Here is a 22415-nt window from a genome sequence, read left to right as displayed (position 1 = left end):
TCTCGAATCATATGATTGCTTTTTCACCTCTCAGAACACGCCGCCTCGCCGTCAAGCTGCGCGAGCTTTCCATCGTGAATGCCGGCGCACTGGCCGCGGTGCCGCCCGAGCGTTTCGAAGAATCGACAACGACTTTCTTGCAGATGGTCATCGAGTCAGCCGATGCGCCGACGGAACGCCATGTCACCGATCCGAAAAACTGGACGGTGCAGGAGCGCATGCTGGTCGTCGGCCACTACCTGGCCCACACCACAGGGGAAGAGGGTGGTGGCGCCAATTTCATGCTGGGCGACGGCTGTTACATGGACTACCTGAATGTCAGCCGCGACATACCTGATTTTCCCATCGCTCTGGGCAGTCATGGTGGCGACGAATGGCAGATCTCACCGGTGACGGGCGCAATGGCGGAAGCCATCGAACAGCTACACGGTCATATTCCGAAAGTCGCCGGCCAGTTGCATTGGATGCTGGGCGCCATGGCCGCGCAACTGTCACGGGTGGGCGAGCTGGCGCCGGACCCGGCATCGGACTCATTGAATTACCTGGAGTGGCTGAAAATCCGTATGCAGATCATCAGCGAATACCCAGAGTCCGAATTTCTAGGGCTGTACGCGATGCGCCATCGCGGTAGCAAGATGCTGACTCACTTCTTCGAGACGGTCGAAATTGACGAGGGCTTCGTTGCATTAGCACATGAGGGATCGGAGGCGGAGTCGTTGCCTCCGGCGCGATTTCCAGTTTCAGCCTGCGTCAGTGAGTTCGCGAAGAGAGTTACTGGAAAACCTGCGCAATATGGCGGTTAGCTTGAGTTTATATTCAAGCACCTCGTACCCGGAGGCGATGCGCATGGGGATTTCGGATGCGCGGGATTTCCTGGAATCCAAGGCGTTTGATACCTGGGTGAAGAATCGGGAGCTGGAGCAGAAAGTGCAGCTTGCCCTAGTTGGCCGCCTGGACGGAGTCATCAAGGCGATAGGGGGACTGGGCAAGGCAATCAGTCGATAGGGGAAGGATGGTGTGTGTCATCGTTCCTAACGGCATACATCATTTCATTGGAAGAAGAATGGCAGAACCAACGAGCACGCTAGCGGCGGTATGGCTGGCAATCACGAAATACCTGCTGCCCCTATTGCCTGGTGCGGTTGGGTCGGCTGTTGCCCTCAAGTTTCTCGGGGATGGCTTGAACTGGTGGCAGAAATTGTCTAGTTTCACCGCCGGCCTGGCCTGTGCTGTCTACATTGCGCCAGTGCTGATCGACTGGCTCGCCATTACCGGTGCGCGGACCCATTCCGGTATCGAGTTCCTGGTTGGTTTATTTGCGCTGGCCACTGCGCGCGAGGTATTTAAGGAAATTAATGAAGCGGACATTATCGGCACGCTCAAGCGCCGCTATTTGGGAGGGAAAAATGATCCAACTAATTAATACGCTGGCTAACCTGGTGCTGCTGGTGTTTTGTTTGTGGGCGGTGCTGAACAAACACCTGGAAACCCAAGTGTTCGGTACGGCTGCACTCTCTCTGGTCGCGATCACGTCCTTTGTGAACGTCATGCGGCCGGATGCCTTTGGCTTCTGGAGCGAGCAGTCTGAGGTGGTGTCGAATGTGGCTGTCGCCATTCTGGCAGTCTGGTTCTGGCGCCGCTGGTATCTATGCAATTGTCTGGGGAAGCGATGAATCTGTCCGCTCCCCAGCTCTCAACGGCTTTGCTTATTCCTAGCATGCGTGCAACGGACTGGGCGGCACCGATCAATGCGGCGATGATCGAATTCAGCATCAGCACGCCGGCGCGGTGTGCGGCTTTCATTGCGCAGATCGGCCACGAAAGTGCCGGGCTGTCCCGCTTGACCGAATCGTTTGATTACTCGGTGCAAGGGCTGATTGCCACATTTGGCAAGCGTATTGCGGCGCATGCGGCTGCTCTTGGTCGCCAACAAGGAGAAAAGATGGTTCCACCAGAACGCCAGATTCGGATTGCCAACATCGTCTACGCAAATCGCTACGGTAATGGTGATGTCGCTTCCGGCGATGGCTGGCGCTATCGTGGCGGCGGTCTGAAGCAAATCACGTTTCGCGATAACTACGCCGCGTGCGCGGCGGCGCTGGGTGTTGATTGCGTCACTGTCCCACAATGGCTATCCACCGACAAGGTACTGGCGGCTCGCTCGGCAGGATGGTTCTGGCACTCGATAGGCGGCAGCGCTTACGCCGATAGAGGGGATTTTGATGGACTGTCGATGCGGATTAACGGTGCCGGCATTACTGTTGAGAGCCTTGCCGCGCGGCGCGTGCGCTGGGTGGCGTGCAAAATTTCCTTGGGGGTCGTATGAGCCTTTTGAAAGAGGTGTTGCCATGGTGGGCACGCTGGCTGGCCCTCGCTTCGGCTGCTGCTGTGTTCGGGACGATCTGCTACAACAAAGGCAAGCAGGACGAGGGAGAAAGACACATTGCCTACATCAATCAACAGGTCGAGCGCGCAACCAAAATCGCCAAAGCGCAACAGGCCGTTGTTGCGCAAGCACAGATCAAATATGTCGACCGGATTCGTACCATTTACGTCAAAGGAGAAACCATTGAAAAACAAGTGCCAATCTACATCACACAAGCGGATAACGTTCGCTTTGCTGTTAATGCAGGCTTTGTGCGCTTGTACGACGCCGCCTGGTCAGGTGAGGATCCCGGACCTGCCGCCGATTCTGATCGAAAACCCGTCGGAATTTCGCTTGCTCAGGTTGCTGAAGTCGATGCCTTCAACGCCACTGCTTGTCGCGCCTGGCGCGAAATAGCACTAGGGCAGCGCGAATATTATCTACAACTACAAATGACAACCAATGGAATGAAGTGGTAAAACTTGCTACTTAGAGTTGGATACTTCGTCGATATGTGTTTGGTGTTGATCCTGTCCAGCGCAAAAATGCACGATTAAATGTGCTTTGCTCGGAGTAACCAAGTAATTGAGCGATATCGGAAAGTTGTAACGCGGGATCTAACAAGTATTGTTGTGCCAAGTGCTGACGAATTGCGTCAAGCAGCGCTCGGAAACTTGTGTCGCATTGGTCGAGGCGGCGGCGTAATGTTCTTGGCGTCATATTAAGTCTGCTCGCGACGCTATCTAACTCTGGTTCGCCTTCATGAATTAAGCTTGTTACGCAACGTCGAACTGACATCACGAACTCGTTTTCTGTAGGTAGCTGATTTAGGAATTCATTTGCTTGCTTCTCTAACAGAGCTATCAATATAGGCTCTGGTTTCTTTACAGGCACAGTCAACGAATGCAGTGGTAGGCGTACGCTAGTTACCGCTTGATTAAAAAGAACTTCACATTTGAAGAAATCTCTATAGGCATTTAGAGACGACGGCTCGGGATTAATAAAACACACTTGCTTTAGCTCGACATCCTGGCTGGCTATGGACCTCGAAAATTGGAAAAATGTAGCAATGCTAAATTCGTGATTCAGTCGCCCATAGCCCCCGGAACTTCCCCCGGGCCATTTAACCACAAGATCGCTTCCGTCAAAAATAGGAGCCTCCATGGGATGTTGATCTATCTCGTGCACAAGGCGCTCGTATGCTTGCAGACGCAACAACGTTGCGCCAAGAGTGGGGCACGACGCCATTATGTAGCCAACTACTCCAAAGTGCGCAGGCGTAACTGTTTTCCCCAAGTGCAAGCCTAAGAGGGGGTCTCCTAAGCGAGCTGCGGCAGATTGTAAGTGAGAGACCCAGCGTTGCAGCGGGTAGCGGATTAGAACTCGATCGACTTCGTCCGGTGTTGGCTCATTTAATAGCTCTGAGGCATCAATTCCCTGATTTTTTAAATATTCAAAAAGCACGCGCATATAGGCACTAGATACAAAGCCTTGTGCAATTGTATTTAATTCAGATGTTCCCATAATTTGGATTATTTGGCCCGATCGGTATCGGTTAAATCGTCGCTTAGTTTTACATTGAAAATACAACAAATTTCTTGCGGTAACTATTTTACGCCAAATTTAACAATTGTTTGCGATTGATTCTGAGGTGCATTTATATTTCCGCGCGGAAATTAAAAATGTGTTTTGTGAAATGATATAAACGATTGTTTTAAAAGTAATTCGCTGGTTTAAGTTTCGCCACTTCCTCTATGAATTCCTTCCTTGAGTTGACATTATTTATAATTTTTCCCTGAATTTTTTGTAATCGTCGAGAGTTGTAATTTTCTATTTCCGTCCGACTACGGAAGACTAAAAAAATTTCAAGCAGGAAGCTAGTGGCCATAAATGCTAATTTATTGTCCATTACTGCCAATATTTTCCATTTTGCCCTCGCCTACCATCCGACTCGTAAGCCAATGTGATTTTTAGTCAAATTTAAGATGTTTGTATTTTTCATTTCGATGGGCATCAGCATCAATGCCTACAACATCTTTTGGCTGTCGATCGAGTTGAGCATGACTAACAATCATTGAATGTCGGTTGCTTGCTAATTCTGGTGAAAATCCGGAACCGAGCACCCTCGTGCTGAACATTGCTGCCTACGATGGTCAACAAATATTGAATGCAATGCAAAGAGCCGTCAGAAAAGGTGACGGGGAAACCTATTGGTCATTGACGCAATGGCTTATGGAAGCAGACTGCTGTTTTTTATTTAAAAATATTTAATCAAAAACAAATATACACGGGGGTAAAAATAAACAAAATGCATCGGGTGATTTGGAGCAAAACTACGGGGAAATTATGCGTGGTTGGGGAGACGGTCAAAAGTCACGGGAAGAGCAAGAGTCAGTGTAGCGTGATTCATGAGACATTGATTGCCGCAACTTTCATTGTGGTGGGATTGGGGGCGGGGAGCGACGCTTTGGCTGGTATAGCGGGTTCGCAAAATGGCGTAAGTGCCACGAATAGCAACACGAGTTCTTCTGCTACTTCGGGGAGCGTCGCTGTCTCTCAGAGCGGTGTTGCCTTTTCCGGCTCGTCGGCCTGCGCCACTATTAACGCCATGAACGCTGCGGGCGTCTACGGATCGGGGGCAAGCTATACGGGTGGCTTCTACGGCTTCGGCGCGCAGACGTCTGCTCTAAGCTACGGTGTGAACTACAACATTGGTGCCGGTCAGACAAGTGGTATCAACAATTGGGTGAATTCTACGCAGACACTGGGCAACGTCACGGTCTCCAATCCGTACAGCGCTGGCGCCAGCCAATATACGACGGCGTACGGCATGAACTCCTTCGCGACCGGTTGCGGCTCGCAGGCAACCGGCATTGGCGCATCGGCCATTGGGTGGGGCGCCATAAGCAGTGGCGCTGGCGCCGTCGCGATGGGTGTGAATACCACGGCCTCGGGGCAGGGGAGTCTCGCGTTCGGGACCCAGGCATCCGCCACCGCGACGGATTCTCTGGCTTTCGGTGCCCTAGCCAATGCAAGTTCAACGGGCGCGATCGCCCTGGGAGCGCAATCCACGGCGTCGGGCGCCAACGCCCTGGCCCTGGGAGTGCAATCTACGGCGTCGGCCGTCAACGCCCTGGCACTGGGAGCGCAATCCACGGCGTCGGCCGTCAATACCCTGGCACTGGGATCCGGCAGCAGCGCGACGCTGACCAGTTCGGTAGCACTGGGTTCGGGCTCCAGCGCCACGGCCACCACTCCGACGACCAACTGGACCACCGCTAACGGCGTGGTGCCGGGCACGACCTTTATCGTCAATCAGGCGCCGACCAATGGCGTGGTGGCCGTAGGCAACCGCCAGATCCAGGGTGTTGCGGACGGTGAAGTGTCGGCGACATCGACGAATGCGGTGAATGGCAGCCAGTTGTATACAACGGCTTCCGCTATCAGCTCGAATCTTACGTCGCTTTCCACATCGGCCTCGACCGGCGTCGCGTCATTGTCGACTGGCCTGAGCACGACCAATAGCAACGTGACATCGCTGTCGACGTCGGCTTCAACAGGTCTGAGCACGACCAACAGCAATGTGACATCGCTGTCGACTTCGACCTCAACCGGAATCAGCACCAACGCTAGCAACATCGGTTCGCTGTCGACTGGTCTGAGCACGACCAACAGCAATGTGTCGTCGCTGTCGACTTCGACTTCAACAGGTCTGAGTACGACGAACAGCAACGTCACTTCACTTTCCAGCGGTCTGAGCACGACCAATAGCAACGTGACATCGCTGTCGACCTTGACTTCGACGGGTCTGAGTTCGACGAACAGCAACGTTACTTCGTTGTCCAGCGGCTTGAGCACGACTAACAGCAGCGTGTCGTCACTGTCGACATCGACTTCGACCGGCTTGAGCGCGACGAATAGCAGCGTGTCGTCGCTGTCGACGTCGACCTCGACTGGTCTGAGCAGCACGAACAGCAACGTCACTTCGTTGTCCAGCGGCCTGAGCACCACCAACAGCAGCGTATCGTCGCTGTCGACCTCGACTTCGACGGGGCTAAGTTCGACAAACAGTAACGTCACTTCGCTGTCCAGCGGCCTCAGCACTACCAACAGCAGCGTATCGTCGCTGTCGACCTCGACTTCGACCGGCACCAGCACGAACGCTAGCAACATCGGTTCGCTGTCGACTTCGACTTCGACCGGTATCAGCACCAACGCCAGCAACATCGGTTCGTTGTCGACTGGCCTGAGCACGACCAACAGCAATGTGACATCGCTGTCGACTTCGACCTCAACCGGCATCAGCACCAACGCCAGCAACATCGGTTCGCTGTCGACTGGTCTGAGCACGACCAACAGCAATGTGACATCGCTGTCGACTTCGACCTCAACCGGAATCAGCACCAACGCTAGCAACATCGGTTCGCTGTCGACTGGTCTGAGCACGACCAACAGCAATGTGACATCGCTGTCGACTTCGACTTCGACCGGCATCAGCACGAACGCCAGCAACATCGGTTCGTTGTCGACCGGCTTGAGCTCCACCAACAGCAACGTGACGTCGCTGTCGACTTCGACCTCGACTGGTATCAGCACGAACGCCAGTAACATCGGTTCGCTGTCAACAGGTCTGAGCACGACCAACAGCAACGTGACGTCGCTGTCGACCTCGACCTCGACTGGCATTAGTACGAACGCCAGCAACATCGGTTCGCTGTCGACAGGTCTGAGCACGACCAACAGCAATGTGACATCGCTGTCGACTTCGACCTCAACCGGCATTAGCACCAACGCCAGCAACATCGGCTCTTTGTCAACTGGCCTGAGCACAACTAACAGCAATGTGACTTCGTTGTCGACCTCGACTTCGACCGGCATCAGTACCGCGCAAAGTGGTGTGAACTCACTGTCCACTGGCCTGAGTACAACGAATAGCAATGTGGGTTCGTTGTCGACCGGCTTGAGCTCCACCAACAGCAACGTGACGTCGCTGTCGACTTCGACCTCGACTGGCATCAGTACGAACGCCAGTAGCATCGGTTCGCTGTCGACTGGTCTGAGCACGACCAACAGCAATGTGACTTCGCTGTCGACTTCAACCTCAACCGGCATTAGCACCAACGCTAGCAACATCGGTTCGCTGTCGACGGGTCTGAGCACGACCAACAGCAATGTGACATCGCTGTCGACTTCGACCTCAACCGGCATCAGCACCAACGCCAGCAACATCGGTTCGTTGTCGACCGGCTTGAGCACAACCAACAGCAACGTGACCTCACTGTCGACCTCGACTTCAACCGGTATCAGCACCAACACCAGCAACATCAGCTCGTTGTCAACAGGACTGAGCACGACCAACAACAATGTGTCGTCGCTGTCGACAGGGGTTGCCAACTCGGTTCAATATGACAATCCAGGTCACACCAGCGTTACTTTGGGAGGTCTTGGCGCGACAACGCCAGTGACTCTTACCAATGTGGCTGCTGGTGTGAAGCCAACCGATGCTGTCAATTTCAGTCAGTTATCGTCTTTGTCTACTTCAACGTCGGCTGGCATCAATTCGCTGTCAACCGGCTTGAGCTCGACGAACAGCAACGTGACATCGCTGTCGACCTCAACGTCGACCGGGATCAGTACGGCGCAAAGCGGGGTAAACTCACTGTCAACGGGGTTGAGTACAACCAACAGCAATGTGTCGGCGTTATCGACATCGACTTCGACGGGCTTGAGCACAGCCACAAGCGGCATCAATTCGCTGTCAACCGGCCTGAGCACCACGAACAGTAGCGTATCGTCGCTGTCGACCTCAACTTCAAGCGGCTTGAGCGTGGCGACGAGCGGTATCAATTCCTTGTCAACCGGTGTTGCGTCAATATCAACCGGGTTGGGGCAATTGACCACGCTCTCAACAAGCCTGGTCGGTGTCGGTTCATTGTCGACATCGTTGAAACCGCTGGCGGACGCGTCTACTGCCGCTGCCGCGAATGGTTCGACGATTGGCGCCACTACGATCGGCGGCGTCAACAGCGACGGCACGGTACAGACGCGTGGCACTAACGGCACGGTAATCAACAATGTGACGCCGGCAACGTGCAGCACGGTGAAGGGTGTCGATGCGACCGGTTCCGGTTTGTGCGCGCAGGCCACCAAAGATGGCGCAACGGCATTCGGTTCCAACGCACAGGCAACCGATGCCAATACCACTGCTGTGGGCTTCCGTGCCTTGGCTTCGCAGGCCGGATCGGTGGCGATCGGTAATAACGCCCAGGCGACTGGCGATCCTACTGTCGCGATTGGTCAGAATTCGCTGGCCTCGGGGAATAATTCGGTCGCCACGGGTGCAGGGGCGCAAGCCACCGGGAACAATTCGGTGGCCTTGGGCGCCGGTTCGATAGCGGATCAAGCCAATACCGTATCTGTGGGATCTCCTGGCAGTGAGCGCCGTATCACCAACGTGGCGGCCGGTGTCAATCCAACCGATGCCGTGAATGTCTCGCAATTGTCGACTGTGCAAAGCCAGGTTGGAGATGTGCAGCGTATCGCCTACAGCGGGGTAGCGATGGCAGGGGCTCTGGCAGGTCTTCCACAGGTTGATAGCGGCAAGACGTTCGCGTTAGGTGCGGGAATCGGCAGTTATGCTGGTTATACGGCTCTGGCGATCGGCGCCAGCGCCCGTGTCAGTCAGAATGCCGTTGTCAAATTCGGCGTTAGCACGACCTCCGGTACGCGCACGTTGATCAATGCGGGCGTGGGGTATTCCTGGTAGGGACAAGAGTAAATTTGATCAGATGCAGATTGGAACGTAGATAGCGCTAGGGAAGCACTGATCAATTCATAATTTCTGCCGCGCGGTCGAATTTTTGGCGACGATTTTTGTCGTCACGGGAATTGCGGCCGAAAGCTGCTCGAAAATTGCATTTTGGGGCGAAATTGCCCCTGTATTTCACGCCTTTCGGCGTTCAGGACGCACTTCGGGTTTCAGTGATCGTAAATCGCCTGCCGGCCAGCACCAAATTTGCAAAGCCGAACAACGTGAACAACTGGGCGGTGTTCTTCGCCAAGCCACGGTAACGGGTCTTCTGATGACGGAACAGGTTCTTGATGACATGAAATGGATGCTCGACTTTGGCGCGTACGCTCGCCTTGAGATGCTCAAGTTTTTCAGTCATGCGACCCAGCTTGTTCTTCGGCAGGGCTTTGCGTTTGGCGCGCTTCATCGCCACGTGCCACGTCACGGCTTTGCCAATATTCTCAATGCGCTTTTCCACACCCTGATAGCCCGCATCGCCGAACGCCGCCACTTCATCGCCGTGCAGCAGCGCGTGCGCCTGCGTGACATCGGAGACATTGCCAGCAGTGCCCACAACGGTATGGACCAAGCCGGAAGCAGCGTCCACGCCGATATGCGCCTTCATGCCGAAATGCCAGTCATTACCCTTCTTCGATTGGTGCATTTCCGGATCGCGCTCACCGTCCTTATTCTTGGTCGATGGTGGTGCAGCGATCAAGGTTGCATCGACGATGGTCCCTTCGCGCATCATCAAGCCCTTGGCAGCGAGGTGCGCATTGATCGCCTCGAAAATCTTTTGTGTCAGGCCTTTCGCCTCAAGCAGGTGACGGAACTTGAGCAGCGTCGTCGCATCCGGCGCCGACTCGCGGCTCAAGTCAATGCCGACAAAAGCCCGAATGGCCTGGCTGTCGTAGATCGCATCTTCAATACCTTCGTCAGACAGGCCAAAGCACTGCTGGGCTACGTACATTCGCAACATACGCGCCAATCCAATCGGCGGACGCCCGGCGCCGGCGACCTTCGGGTAGTGTGGCTCGATCAGCTTATGCAGCTTGCCCCACGGCGTCGCCACATCAATCGCCGCAAGGAAGCGGTCACGCCGCGTCAGTTTCTTTTTGGCAGCGTACTCAAGGTCAGAAAAACTCTTTTGCATGATCGATTCCAGCGCCGGTGAAAGTGCCAATATTGTCTCAGGTATGAGCATGCTCGGAAACGGTCGCGATGGAATAAATCAGTGCTTCCCTAGGGCAAATTTGAAAATAATTTGGCTTTGCAAAATTTATTCTTTAATTTGAAAAAGATCAATTTCTGTAGATTGTATAGTTGGGCTTCGGTTCGAAGCCCACTTTCATTTACATGTAACGTTTCTTCTCATTTAAGAAATGTAGAGGTTTAACGTAGTCTTTTGAATCCCTCTTTTGACTATTGTGCTGTGATACCAATTCATTTCTGGTTAATGAGTTGCAAGACATGAGATGAGTTTGAAAAAGTGAAAGTGAGATTGCTAATGATTAATTCTAAATGTGAATCAGGCACAAAAATTAGAGACGATCAATGGAAAAAACTGGAGTTTCAGATGTTGGGAAAAATCGGGGATCCTGGGAGTCGTGCCAGTAACAATAGATTGTTTATTGAAGCTGTACTGTGGTTTGTGTCTGATACGAATGTTTGGGCGGATTTGCCGCCAAAATTTGGAAAATGGACCGCTGTCTATATGCGTGTTAGACGATGGTACGTAAGTGGGCACTGGCAGCAACTGGCTGAAAATTTACGTAATGATCGAGATTTGTATATGTTGGTAGGGAAAATTATTGCGTATTGTGATCGTCAAAAAAAAATGCGAGAAGAAAGAAGTAGTAGGAAAGCGAAGCGAGAAATCTATCGTAGATCTCGTGCCATGCCGCGAATTAGCGCGAAGGAGTCTGCTTCTTTGATGGAGGACTCGACATCGCATTGGCTTTCATTGATTGGAATGAGCGAGGAATCGCCAGTTGAGAAAAAATGAGGATCACTGTAATTCCTGGTTCCGGGATAGTCGCAAGGATACTCAACCCATAATTGAGGTCATCTGAGGATAAATTCCACTATGACGGATTGCCCATCGTTACCGAATTAGGATTTTGCGGAGCAGGCGGTAGATTGCGGAGCACAACAAAAAATACCCTCATCACTGAAAGCCTTTTAGTAATTGGTGCCCGAGGCCAGACTTTAACTGGCACATCCCGTCACCTATGCTTTGTTTCATACGTTGCTCGTTTTTTGAACATAAAAGCAGTGAAATTAAATACATTTGCACAGGGCTTTGTGTCCAGCGCCTATATGCGCATACTTTTTGAATATTTAAAAAATCAGGGAATTGATGCCTCAAAGCTATTAAATGAGCCAACACCGGACGAAGTCGATCGAGTTCTAATCCGCTACCCGCTGCAACGCTGGGTCTCTCACTTGCAATGTGCCGCAGCTCGCTTAGGGGACCCCCTCTTAGGCTTGCACTTGGGGAAAACAGTTACACCTGCGCACTTTGGAGTCATTGGCTACATATTCGCGTCGTGCCCCACTCTTGGCGCATCGCTGCTACGTCTGCAAGCATATCAACGCCTTATACAAGAGGTGGAGCAAGGCGCCTTAGAAGCTCCTATTATTGACGGAAGCGATCTTGTGCTTAAATGGCCTGCAGGAAGCTCCGGGGAGCACGGGCGACTACACCTTGAATTTAGCATGGCGACACTTCTCCAATTTTCCAAGTGCATATCTAGCAAGGATGTCGAGTGGAAGCAAGTGAGCTTTATCAATCCGGGGCCGTCTTCTCCAAATGGTTATAGAGATTTTTTTAAATGTGAAGTTCTTTTTAATCAAGCCGTAACTAGCATACGCGTACCGCTGCATTCGTTGACTGTTCCCCTAAAAAACCCTGAGCCTATATTGGTAGCTCTGTTAGAGAGGCAAGCAAATGAATTCCTAAATCAGCTACCTACAGAAAACGAGTTCGTGATGTCAGTTCGACGTTGCATCACAAGCCAAATTCATGAGGGCGAGCCAGAATTGGATAGTGTCGCGAGCAAATTTAATATAACGCCTAGAACACTGCGCCGCCGCTTAGACCAGTGCGATACCAGTTTCCGGGTGCTGCTCGAAAAAATTCGTCAGCAATTGGCAAAACAATACTTGCTAGATCCAACACTGCAACTTTCTGATGTCGCTCAATTACTTGGTTATTCTGAGCAAAGCACATTTCAACGTGCATTTTTGCGCTGGACAGGATTAACCCCCAACGCTTATAAACGAAGCGTTTGATCCTGAGTAACAATGTGCGTTATTGTTAGATCGATCCATTGCAGGGAGGGGCCTCGGAGCCTTCGATGGAACGAAATTTTGGCGTTTTTAAAAGCAGTGTATTTGACTCGGCAAGTAGACGTAGTGAAATACTTGCCGCAGAAGATAGTGGTCAAGCTATTTTCTATTTGAATCGTCGAGCGAGAGATTTTAAGTCTCTTGTTTAGGCCCTTGTACCCCACGCAAGTATGCTAAAGGCGAATATGCAACCAGTTGGAAAAAAATGAGGATCGCTGCAATTCCTGGTTAATTCTTGCCAAGAGAAGTTGTCGTTTGGCGTAATTTCTCATTTGACTTATTCGCAAAAGGAGGAATCATGACGTGTTGTATTAAGTTGAGTGTTGCAGCTGTAAGCGAAAGTAAGCGAATTGAATATGACGATGGCTATTCAATTTCTGTACACGCATTCTTGGAGTCGGAAATTGGTTCCAGTGAAGGGGCTGGAGACATATCTATTGCATTTCATCTTAACAGCCCAAGCGCCGACGACGTTGTGACCTTTTATATAGATGGTGAGCGCAATGTCGAAACTTTGAAGGCGTATTGCGAAATGGCGCTGATGCATTATAAAGCTAAGATTTTACTATAGATGGATACGTTGAACCATGTAGGGTGTTTTCTCTTAAAGCATTCAAAGATGCTGTGAACAAGCAGAAGAAGTGATCTAAGCGTATGCGATGAAGCGAGAGAGTTTGTTGTTCGTTTGAGCGTCGAATTGACTTACTCAGTTTTGATCCTCTCTCCATTGTCTAGCGAACGCTGCCACTCTGTCGTAAGACCCCTTGAAAACCAATTCCAGTAGATCTTCGTGAAGCTGTGCCAGCTAGTCATCTTCGAATGTTTGGGTTCTTCCCCTCGGTGCCCCTATGAAATCGTGGGTTTTTTTGTGGGTTTTTCTAGGGTATTTCAGGGAAATGAGGGGATATGCCATCCTATAACACCTCGGCGAAAGCGCATGAAATCGAGGCCTTAAATTGGTTCGAGTCCAATCGTGCCTACCAGTATTCTTGAAGTTGTGGGGATGCTGGGATAGTTCTGGATTAACTTCAGGATTGATCAAAGAAAATCTGTTGTAAGCAATGCTGAATGGAAGCCCGATATGGCTTCCATTTTTGCTTTCCGGGCGCCGTGTTCTTCGGTGTCAATCTGCTTGGCATAAATTGTAAATAACATTTTGGCATTTGCATGGCCAAGCTACCGAGCAATGTAAGCCGGATTTACGCTGGTCATCAGCGCGGGCGTCGCATGGGTGTGCCGGGTCTGATAGCCCGCCTGCTTCTTATCCCCAATTTTTTAAGACATGGTTTCCAATAATGGTCGCGTTGTGACCACTCGTCGTGCCATGGCCTGCCGGTGACAGGGTTTTCAAAGATCTCTGCCCGTTTCATATAAGTAAACCGTTTTTGGGCTTGAAGCATATTAATGGCCCGATCAACCAGGTGGACGTCGCGGACCTTGCTCGTTTTCAGATCCTTGAGGCCACCCTTGAACGTTTTTGCGCGCGAAACGCAAATCGTGCGATTGTTCCAGTCAATGTCATCCCAGCGCAGCGCGATTATTTCCTCGGGCCTCATGCCGGTCAGGAAAGCGAAAGTGAAATAATGAGCAACTTGCCGGTGGAACCGCTCAGTCATATCAGCCAGAATCCGCTCCATATCCGCAATAGTCAGTGGGTCAGATGGTGTTTTCTGATGCTTTGAATTCTCAATACCCACAATCGGATTGACCACGTCCCGCATTTCACGACCAGCAAGATTGAAAGTTCCGCGCAACGGGATCAGGTAGTTATTGCACAGTTTCGCCGATGGCCATGGATGACCTCCGACAGCCGCGGCGATTTTTCCATGAGTAATAAGGTTGATTCGCGTGTCGGCGCCAAACTTTCCCTTCCAGAACTCTAAGGCATTCCTGTACTGTGATTGAGTGGCATCGGCCAGTCTCCCTTTTGTTTCAAGATACAACTCACAAGCGTCGGCGAAAGTAGGCGTGTCAGTCGCACTCTCCGCCGCATGCGGTGAGTTTGGAAAAGTGGCGGCGTAGTCGAATGTACCAACTGAAATTTTAGATTTTATTTCAGCAACCAGACGCTCAGCGTACTTAATGTTCGCTGGCGTTGGTCGTAAATCCAGTTTCTCGCGCCGCTGCTTCCCTTGCCAGATGAAAACGACACGGATGCTCTTGTCGCGAAGCTCTACCCCCCTTGCTCTATCCATCCCATTCTGAAGCTGCAGAGCGCTGGCACGTTGCGTATCACGCGCGCCAGAAGGAGCTACGTGAAATGGCGGCTGCATGATTCCTGTGTCTGTCGGTGATCCACGGCATGCTGCAGATCGCTATGTCGAACGCACGGCGAAGATGGTCATTTTCAATCATGCCAAGCGAGTCTGCAAAGGGGCATGTCGCAAGAGGAAAAGTGTCGGGCAGTTCGCGCGCGGGGACGATTGGTGCAGGACGTGCAGGTTGCGTACATGAAGCGTTCGGCGGAGCCAATGCGTCGAACGGCAATGTCCCATGGCCTCACCGGCGTTCTGTCCTCCTCATCCTTTCAGCGATCAAAGAAGCCCAAGAAGTGCATTAAGTCCAGTCATAAGCCTTTGACCAAGATACGCGCCTCCGCGCGCGACCAGGAATGCGCATTGCGCTTACCTGCTGGGGTTGTCCAATGAGCCAGAGCGGGATCCGCGCACAGCTGAGCAAGTAGCAGTGTTGCGGTCGGTGCAGGGCACGGTCGAGCAGAACGTCGCGGCGATGGTCACCGTTTTGCTGAAGAGCGCGGGAGAGGTGGCGCCATTGCGTTCGCACCTGGAGAGCTTGACCCAGCGCGTCAGTCAGCTGCAGGAGGCGTACGACAAAGTATGTCGCAAGAACGAGGCATTCCAGAACGATGTCCTGGCGGGTTCGATTCTGGAAACGGCGGTTGATGCCGCCGGCGACGCCGCGTGCAAAGCTAAGCAGTTTGTAGAACGTCGTTCGATGATTGCCGATTTCCGCGCGAAGGCGGCAACGGACGACGGCAGCTATCCGTTATTTACTTAGACGGGTTTTGGCGAAGAGGGGCGCCGTGCATCTAAACTGTCGGGAAGCATGGTATCGATACAATCGGCCAATGCTTCAACTCTCTCGCCCAGAATTCTTCCTCGTGGAGTCAAGGAATATTCCACGTGGGGCGGTACAGTCCCATAAGACTTCCGATGAACCAACCCGTGTGCTTCCAGGCGCTTCAGGGTTTGCGATAACATTTTTTCACTCACACCACCGACCATTCTGCGCAGCTCGCTGAAACGCCGAACTTCGCCCATCAGCACGATAAGCAGCAATATGCCCCAAGGACTTGTGACGTCTTTAAGCATCTCACGACATGGGCATTCAGTTGATGGGAGCCCCTCGCGTCGGACTTGTGCGGAAAAGGAGTCAGATGCGATCAGTTTGGGTTGCGTTGTCATCTCTGCACTAACCTTTCGGTGCGTACTTACGGAAAGTAAGGTAATGCCTTATTGTAAGTGCCTTACTCAAGCAAACCAAGGAATTTGTCATGATAGTTGTTACAGGGGCCACAGGTCAGCTCGGTCGTCTGGTAATTGAAAACCTTTTACGCACGGAATCTGCATCAGGCATCGTCGCTGTAGTTCGCGATCCAGCGAAGGCAACCGATTTATCGAATCGCGGCGTTCAAGTCCGTCAGGCGGATTACACGCAACCAGCGTCGCTTAGGACAGCGCTTGCTGGTGCGAATAAGCTACTGCTTATATCTTCGAGCGAGCTTGGGCCCGGACAGCGCGCCTCTCACCACCGCGCCGTAATTGACGCGGCGATTGATTGTGAAGTCAAGTTGATCGGATACACGAGCGTTCTACACGCCAGCACGTCTCCGTTGGGGTTGGCGGCTGACCACGTTCAAACCGAGGCGATGCTTAAAGCTTCAGCCATCCCATTCGTTGTGTTGCGCAATGGTTGGTACACCGAAAATTACACGATTTCAATTCCAACGGCGCTGGCTCATGGTGCGCTGATGGGTAGCGCCGGCGACGGACGAATTGCTTCGGCTTCGCGGGCTGACTATGCCGCCGCGGCTGCTTTGGGGATGACGCTTCCCGATCAAGCCGGGCGGGTCTACGAACTGGCGGGGGATACTGCCTACACCTTGTCGGAGTTCGCGGCCGAAATCTCGCGGCTGTCAGGCAAGGCAGTCAACTACATGAACCTGCCGCGTGCTGACTACAAAGCGGCGCTCGTGGGCTTTGGTCTGCCCGAACCAGTCGCGGATCTGCTTGCAGATTCTGATAGCGGCGCTTCGCAAGGTGGCCTTTTCGACAATACGCACCAGCTCAGTACATTGATCGGCCGGCCAACAACGCCGATGGCCGAGACGATTGCAATGGAACTTAAGGCGTAGATAACTGTTGGCGCTGCCGCCAAGTCAATGCTTTATCAACCAACGTGGTGCGCTGCATTGTGCTGAGTTGTTGATTGCGCTCAGCCTCTGTAGCGTCGAAGCTTGGCCGCTGACGACCCGCTTGATTTAGCTGGCGGTATCAACAATCAGTTGTTTGTTTTTTACAGGAGGTTTCAATGGGTATTCGATTTCTCAAAATCGCCGTGATCTATCTATTCGTCGGCGCGTTACTTGGCGGCTTTATGGGGGCGACCGACAACTTTGTTTTGGCTCCAGTCCATGCGCATCTCGCTTTGCTAGGCTGGGCTTCGCTCGCGCTTGCGGGATTGATTTATCACCTTTACCCGGCTGCAGCGCTGACGCTGCTCGCGCGAATTCATTTTTGGTTGCACAACATCGGCCTGCCATTTTTCATGCTCGGTCTCGGTTTGGTGCTTACCGGTCATACAGCTGCAGTTCCCATCGTATCCATCTCTGCCGGCTGCGTCACTATTGGCTTGGCAGCGTTCACCGCAAACGTTCTGATGAACGTGAAGGTTACTGCCGGCCGACAGTAATCTGGTGGAGAACCGCATCGTCAAATTTACCCCAGGAGTTGACCATGGAAATTGCATTTTTTAATTCTAAATTAAGGAGAAATTAACAATGAAATACGGAATCGTGGGTGCCACCGGATTAACAGGGCTTGAGATTCTCAAACAGCTTCCTTCCCATGACGTTTCGGTATTTGTAAGGCAACCTGACAAATTGCCTAAAGAAATGAAGTTGGAGGTTATTCGCGGCGAAGTTTCGGATCAAGAAGCCCTGACAGCATGGGCGTCAAAACAAGAAACCGTGTTTGTTGCCTTGGGTCATCCCATGTCTTGGAATCTTGTCCGATACAATATTGGCCTCTCGCAAGACTACCCAATTAAGGGAATTTTAAAGGATTCGCTTTCGGCCGTTATGAAAGGAAAGCCAAAACGAATCATCTACATGAGTGCCTACGGCACTCATGAGACTCGATCCGATTTGCCATTTGTGGTTGGAAAAATATTTTTGCCAATATTTATTGGTGAGACTTATCGCGATCATGAAGAGGCTGAAACACTTTTAAGATCCTACTCCGAAGAATGGGTGGTAGTGCGCCCAGCTCAATTGACGAACGATGCTGCCCGCAAGCAGTACCGCACGGAAGAAAGATTAAATCCTTGGGGTACCGGAAAAATTTCGCGAGCGGACGTTGCTCATTTTATGATTCGCTTGGCTAAAGATACTTCATGGATCGGTCAAAAGGTCGGGCTATCTTATTAACTCGCTATATTTTTTATAGAGATAATTGACATGAGCCTGCGCACTTCGCTGATCATTTTACTGCTCCCCCTATCCGCAGCCGCCGCCGAACCGATACAACTGGCTGTCGACATGCGCGACGTGCCACGCAAGATCATTCACGCTACACTGACCATTCCAGTGCGGCCTGGTCCTTTGACTCTGGCTTATCCGAAGTGGATGCCGAATGCGCATGAGGTGGCACCGATCGCTCAGCAGGTCGGGCTGACGATCAGCGCCAACGGCAAGCGGCTCGCTTGGCGGCGCGATCCGCTTGACCTCTACGCCTACCGCATCACGGTTCCCAACGGTGCGCACAGCATCGAAGTCAGGACCGACTTTATCACCGCGTCGGCGGGAGGCACGGCCGGAGGCTCGACCAGCGACAAGTTGGCGGTGCTGAGCTGGAACGACGTGCTGCTTTATCCTTACGCCGGCCCAGCCACGCGTGTGGACCGCATCAAAGTAACGCCGTCGCTGTTGCTACCCACGGAATGGCGGCATGCCAGCTCACTGCATCCAGTTGACAACGCCGCCGTCGGCACTGCCGGCCCGATCGCATTCCAGACAGTGTCATTGGAACAGCTGGTCGATTCGCCTCTGATCGCAGGCCGCTACTTTCGTGAGATACCACTGGCGTTGGGAATCACTCCTCCCCACTATCTCGACATGGTGGCCGACGCGCCGGAGAACCTGGAAGTCAATCAGGCCTACATTGACAAGCTGTCCGAACTGATAAGCCAAAGCAGTAAAATGTTCCGCAGTCACCACTACGATGCCTTCCGCATGCTCGTCACCCTGTCAGACGAGATTGAAGGATACGCGGCCGACCATCACCAGTCACTAGATAACCGCCGCCCCGCGCGATTTCTGACCGATGAAGGAATGATGTCGCGCTATGCTAATTTTATGCCGCATGATTTGGTCCATAGCTGGAACGGTAAATACCGTCGGCCCGACGGCATGACCACGCCGAATTTCCAAGTGCCGGTCGACAACAGCGGCTTGTGGGCCTACGAAGGACTGACCGAATATCTGGGTGCCGTGCTCACGGCCCGCGCTGGTCTGTGGAATCGTGAACAATATTTTGGCATGCTAGGCGCAAGCGCAGCCCTCGTCAGCCACCGTAGCGGACGCCAGTGGCGCGATCTGCAAGACACAGCGGTGGCGGCGCTGGCTTTGTGGGACAAAGGCGGTGGCGCCTACGACAACTGGCGTCGCAACGGTTTCGAGTTTTACGGCGAGGGCACCCTGATATGGCTGGATGTGGATGTCACAATGCGCAATCGCAGCGACGGCCGCAAATCGCTGGACGACTTCCTGGCGATGTTCAACGGTGGCGACAATCTTGGCGCGCAAGTGAAGCCTTACTCGTTCACCCAATTGGTCGCCGCGCTGAACAGTGTGGTGCCGAACGACTGGGCGAGCTTTCTCAACGAGCGCCTACATTCGCACAGCGGCGATGGTCCGATGGGTGGAATCACCGGCAGCGGCTACCGGCTGGTGTACCGAGACCGGCCCAGCGACTGGTCCAAGTCTAACGGCAGCAAGGCATTTGAATATTCGATCGGTTTGAATATCAGCGGCGCCGGTGTGGTTGGCGACGTCCTTCCTGATAGCGCTGGTGCCAAGGCGGGCTTCGTGCCTGGTATGTCGATCACCGCGGTCAATGGGCAGCCGTACAGCAACGACGTTATGCAGGAAGCGATACGGGATGCGAAAACCAGCATCGCCGCCATCGAAGTTTCGTTGCGGGCCGCAGCACCGCTGCGATTGGACTATCACGACGGCGAACGTTTTCCGGTACTGGAACGTGTGCCCGGAACTCCGGATCGGTTGTCCGAGATCCTGCAGGCGCGCTGACATGTTGTGCTAATCGATCGTTCGGCCAGCTGCAGGAAACGTACGACAAAGTATGTCGCAAGAACGAGGCGTTCCAGAGTGATGTTTTAGCTGGCAAAGAGCGCAGTAGATGCCGCCGGCGACGCTGCATGCAAGGCAAAGCAGTTTGTAGAGCGCAGGTCGATGATTGCCGATTTCCGCGCGAAGGCGGCGACGGACGATGGCAGCTATCCATTATTTGTATGAATCGTGATTTGATCTGACTCGAATGTGCCGCTTGACCGGCAGCATCCGACCCCAAGCCGTCGAACTGTGCTTTGGGGCGGGGAGCACAGCTTCGGAAGCCGTGCGCTTCGGTAACGAATTATTAGCTCAGATCGCTCGGGCGCTGCACAGCCTCCAGTGCAACAATCTCTAGTTCAAACTTGCGCAGCTCCGCCTTGAGTTTCGCTTCCTGAAGCGCCGCGAAACGGTCCTCGCGGACTTCTATCTCCATCTTCCACCCTCGGAAGCCGCGCACGCTTAATGCAACGCCAATACCTAGGACGGCGACTGCGGCAAACCAGGTCGCTCCTAGGTCTTTGTTCACAGCGTCCAACATTTGCCGATGCAGTTTTAACCGCTTGGCACCTATAGTAGTTGATTCGTATCCGTCGACCGCTTCTTCCACCATGATTTTCTCGGTATAGGACGCCTTCCTATCCAAGAGAGTGCTCGTGGTCGTGATAAAACCGACCATTGCCGTAATGATCAACGTTAGTCCAAATATCGCCAGAAATTTACGTCGACTATCGGTGGGTGGCGTTAAGAAGGGTGACATATGCGACTGCTCCTGGGTCGAGAAAGGCAGAGAGTATGCCGGTTCCGTGCCCGTGCCGGTGAACTCTAGGCACGTAACAAACATGCGCCGGGCAGGCCTGTCAATACTGATGATACGCGCAAATCGTCCACTGTTCCTTTGCTTGCAGAATTGACCCTATCCAACTGATCCAGGCGCCACTGTCGCGCAAAGGCGGCAACCCGGTCGTACGATCCCTCAAAGCCTAACGCACATAGATCTGCATGGATCTGTTTCAAGCTGCGGCGCTGCTTTCGAGATTTGGTCGCTTCGGTTTTAAGCCAGGATGAAAGTTTGAAGGCGTACTGATCAAGAGCACTGGGAGTGCGTCGATCCCTGTAAGCCGGCTCTATGATTTCAGAGCGCAGATAACGTCTGACGGTGTTTCTGGAGATGCCTAAGCGCCTGGCGATCTCCCTCAGGGAGACCTGGTCACGAAGGTGCCAGCGTCGAATAATGCCTAATAATGCCACGTCGATCACTCCAATCTCCCACTCACTATATTGAGTAGGATTGTGGTCTATACGTGGGTCAATTTTCGATGCAAATTATCCCGCTAAGTTGGTTACCTTATTGTTGATATTGAACGCGATCTACTCGGATCACGCAACCCCATGGCTCCTAATTCTGAAATGTTTCCTTGACGGGGAATTTTCTGAATAACCGCTGATAGAATTTATCGCTTAGAGAACCTCACGGGAGTATGGTCTGATGCAAGTTGCCCATGTAATTGAGCGACAAACATAACGGCCGCTAACAATGTTGCTAAGCTCCCTGCAGAAAGATTCTGACCAGCCACAGCATAATCAAGATTATGACCGCCAGCGTGAGTAGCTGATGGCTGTCTAACTATGGTGATATCTGGGACAACTAGAGGATAACGATTAATTCGTGTTGTCAGTATGTCAGGATCTACGTTGTAATCTCCCATAACGAGCCATTGGTCACGAGGGTCTTGTTGAGTAAAGTGGTTGTGAATTGCGTTGATAGATGGAGCGGCATCACCTCCGCCTGTAGCGAAAGCATGAAGTGTGAAAAAATAATCCCGCCCGCCTACTGGTGTTCTGTTGAATCCAATACCCAGCAAAGGCCTTCCTCCCTGAGGTTGTGATGGGTTTGCGAGTGCGACTATATTATCTGCTCTCCTTCTAGTAACTACTGCGGTGTTTACCCTGTGCGCACCCAAATCATTTTCCGCGAAATATATGTAGCGAATGTTCGGGCGGCCTCTTGTTCCCAAGTTCCATTCATATTCTCGTATTGGAATAGTTGTGCCCGGTGGAGAAGGTATAACTCGATTCGTTAGTACCGCAGTGCTAGGTACAGCTCCGGCTTCTTGTATTGCCAAAACATCTACTTCGCCATCTCCGGAGACCATTTGTCTAATATTTACGTTCCATTTGCTTTCTGTTGCCGCAGATGCGCCTTGTAAATTCCAAGTGGCAGTTCGATAATCTTCCAAGCCTGCAAAAGCGGTATTTGGCAGGTAGATGATTAAAAAAATTATGAGAGCTGGTAATATTTTGGTTCTCATTTTGTTCTC

The 22415-nt window shown here is 52.4% G+C and carries 21 protein-coding genes and 1 pseudogene; 15 read left to right on the top strand and 7 right to left on the bottom strand.

The features are described 5' to 3' along the window. Window positions 1-11: 11 nt before the first annotated feature. The 6 genes from BCF11_RS00945 to BCF11_RS00920 are packed head-to-tail and all read left to right on the top strand — an operon-like array spanning window position 12 to window position 2844. Window positions 12-803: a hypothetical protein gene (locus BCF11_RS00945; RefSeq protein ID WP_098493079.1), complete on the top strand. Its 792-nt coding sequence runs from the start codon at window positions 12-14 to the stop codon at window positions 801-803. A 1-nt stretch (window position 804) separates the two neighbouring features. Beyond that, window positions 805-1005, top strand: coding sequence for a hypothetical protein (locus BCF11_RS00940; RefSeq protein ID WP_199110697.1), 201 nt, complete (start codon window positions 805-807; stop codon window positions 1003-1005). A 58-nt stretch (window positions 1006-1063) separates the two neighbouring features. Beyond that, entirely contained in the window at window positions 1064-1423 is a 360-nt protein-coding gene (locus tag BCF11_RS00935) for a holin (RefSeq protein WP_098493078.1), read from the top strand. Then, on the top strand, window positions 1407-1673 hold the full coding sequence (locus BCF11_RS00930) for a hypothetical protein (RefSeq protein WP_098493077.1): 267 nt from the start codon (window positions 1407-1409) through the stop codon (window positions 1671-1673). Before BCF11_RS00935 ends, BCF11_RS00930 begins: the two co-directional genes overlap by 17 nt. Then, the gene (locus tag BCF11_RS00925) at window positions 1670-2326 is read left to right on the top strand and encodes a glycoside hydrolase family 19 protein (protein ID WP_233212326.1); all 657 of its coding nucleotides are present in this window, start codon (window positions 1670-1672) and stop codon (window positions 2324-2326) included. The genes BCF11_RS00930 and BCF11_RS00925 overlap by 4 nt, the downstream gene beginning before the upstream one ends. Then, window positions 2323-2844: a hypothetical protein gene (locus BCF11_RS00920; RefSeq protein WP_098493075.1), complete on the top strand. Its 522-nt coding sequence runs from the start codon at window positions 2323-2325 to the stop codon at window positions 2842-2844. The genes BCF11_RS00925 and BCF11_RS00920 overlap by 4 nt, the downstream gene beginning before the upstream one ends. 10 nt (window positions 2845-2854) lie before the next feature. Here BCF11_RS00920 and BCF11_RS00915 read toward each other — a convergent pair whose 3' ends face one another. Continuing rightward, a complete protein-coding gene (locus tag BCF11_RS00915) occupies window positions 2855-3889 on the bottom strand; it encodes an AraC family transcriptional regulator (protein ID WP_098493074.1) in 1035 nt (344 codons plus the stop codon). 784 nt (window positions 3890-4673) lie between these two features. Between BCF11_RS00915 and BCF11_RS28560 the strand changes: the two genes are divergently transcribed. Further along, complete coding sequence (locus BCF11_RS28560; RefSeq protein WP_098497262.1) at window positions 4674-9131, top strand: YadA-like family protein; 4458 nt, start codon at window positions 4674-4676, stop codon at window positions 9129-9131. Window positions 9132-9324: 193 nt separating this feature from the next. Here BCF11_RS28560 and BCF11_RS00900 read toward each other — a convergent pair whose 3' ends face one another. Continuing rightward, window positions 9325-10308, bottom strand: coding sequence for an IS5 family transposase (locus BCF11_RS00900; RefSeq protein ID WP_098493072.1), 984 nt, complete (start codon window positions 10306-10308; stop codon window positions 9325-9327). A gap of 354 nt (window positions 10309-10662) precedes the next feature. On the opposite strand from BCF11_RS00900, the gene BCF11_RS00895 reads away from it, so the two are divergent. The 3 genes from BCF11_RS00895 (at window position 10663) to BCF11_RS00885 (ending at window position 13077) form a co-directional block, all read left to right on the top strand. After that, entirely contained in the window at window positions 10663-11160 is a 498-nt protein-coding gene (locus tag BCF11_RS00895) for a transposase (RefSeq protein ID WP_098493071.1), read from the top strand. Between the two features lie 53 nt (window positions 11161-11213). After that, window positions 11214-12449, top strand: a complete 1236-nt coding sequence (locus BCF11_RS00890) for an AraC family transcriptional regulator (protein ID WP_143751219.1) — start codon at window positions 11214-11216, stop codon at window positions 12447-12449. 355 nt (window positions 12450-12804) lie between these two features. Then, window positions 12805-13077: a hypothetical protein gene (locus tag BCF11_RS00885; RefSeq protein ID WP_098493069.1), complete on the top strand. Its 273-nt coding sequence runs from the start codon at window positions 12805-12807 to the stop codon at window positions 13075-13077. A gap of 640 nt (window positions 13078-13717) precedes the next feature. On the opposite strand, the gene BCF11_RS00880 is transcribed toward BCF11_RS00885, so the two are convergent. Continuing rightward, the gene (locus BCF11_RS00880; RefSeq protein WP_098493068.1) at window positions 13718-14779 is read right to left on the bottom strand and encodes an Arm DNA-binding domain-containing protein; all 1062 of its coding nucleotides are present in this window, start codon (window positions 14777-14779) and stop codon (window positions 13718-13720) included. Window positions 14780-15191: 412 nt separating this feature from the next. Between BCF11_RS00880 and BCF11_RS00875 the strand changes: the two genes are divergently transcribed. Further along, window positions 15192-15524, top strand: a complete 333-nt coding sequence (locus BCF11_RS00875) for a hypothetical protein (RefSeq protein WP_143751218.1) — start codon at window positions 15192-15194, stop codon at window positions 15522-15524. Here the strand turns inward: BCF11_RS00875 and BCF11_RS00870 are convergent. Next, entirely contained in the window at window positions 15521-15838 is a 318-nt protein-coding gene (locus tag BCF11_RS00870) for a winged helix-turn-helix transcriptional regulator (protein WP_369827717.1), read from the bottom strand. The two genes, BCF11_RS00875 and BCF11_RS00870, sit on opposite strands and share 4 nt — an antisense overlap. Before the next feature lie 182 nt (window positions 15839-16020). Between BCF11_RS00870 and BCF11_RS00865 the strand changes: the two genes are divergently transcribed. The 4 genes from BCF11_RS00865 (at window position 16021) to BCF11_RS00850 (ending at window position 20055) form a co-directional block, all read left to right on the top strand. Further along, window positions 16021-16881 carry an SDR family oxidoreductase gene (locus tag BCF11_RS00865; RefSeq protein ID WP_098493065.1) on the top strand — a complete coding sequence of 287 codons (861 nt, stop codon included), beginning with the start codon at window positions 16021-16023 and terminating at the stop codon, window positions 16879-16881. A 176-nt stretch (window positions 16882-17057) separates the two neighbouring features. Then, on the top strand, window positions 17058-17438 hold the full coding sequence (locus BCF11_RS00860; RefSeq protein ID WP_098493064.1) for a cytochrome-c oxidase: 381 nt from the start codon (window positions 17058-17060) through the stop codon (window positions 17436-17438). Window positions 17439-17526: 88 nt separating this feature from the next. Then, window positions 17527-18174 (top strand): NAD(P)-dependent oxidoreductase, encoded by a 648-nt coding sequence (locus tag BCF11_RS00855; RefSeq protein WP_098493063.1) that lies wholly within the window; start codon window positions 17527-17529, stop codon window positions 18172-18174. A 30-nt stretch (window positions 18175-18204) separates the two neighbouring features. Continuing rightward, complete coding sequence (locus BCF11_RS00850) at window positions 18205-20055, top strand: peptidase M61 (RefSeq protein ID WP_098493062.1); 1851 nt, start codon at window positions 18205-18207, stop codon at window positions 20053-20055. Window positions 20056-20401: 346 nt separating this feature from the next. Here the strand turns inward: BCF11_RS00850 and BCF11_RS00845 are convergent, their stop codons facing one another. The 3 genes and pseudogenes from BCF11_RS00845 to BCF11_RS00835 all read right to left on the bottom strand — a co-directional run bounded on the left by BCF11_RS00845 (window position 20402) and on the right by BCF11_RS00835 (window position 22406). Then, window positions 20402-20854 carry a hypothetical protein gene (locus BCF11_RS00845; protein ID WP_143751217.1) on the bottom strand — a complete coding sequence of 151 codons (453 nt, stop codon included), beginning with the start codon at window positions 20852-20854 and terminating at the stop codon, window positions 20402-20404. Window positions 20855-20985: 131 nt separating this feature from the next. Then, window positions 20986-21354: pseudogene (locus BCF11_RS00840) on the bottom strand (helix-turn-helix domain-containing protein); the annotation flags it as partial. Window positions 21355-21548: 194 nt separating this feature from the next. Then, entirely contained in the window at window positions 21549-22406 is an 858-nt protein-coding gene (locus BCF11_RS00835) for a cytolethal distending toxin subunit B family protein (protein WP_158229118.1), read from the bottom strand. Window positions 22407-22415: the final 9 nt, after the last annotated feature.

Origin of the sequence: Collimonas sp. PA-H2 (assembly GCF_002564105.1) — a bacterium.
In the GTDB taxonomy this organism is placed as follows: Bacteria; Pseudomonadota; Gammaproteobacteria; order Burkholderiales; family Burkholderiaceae_D; genus Collimonas.
This window is presented reverse-complemented; position numbering and strand designations above follow the sequence as displayed.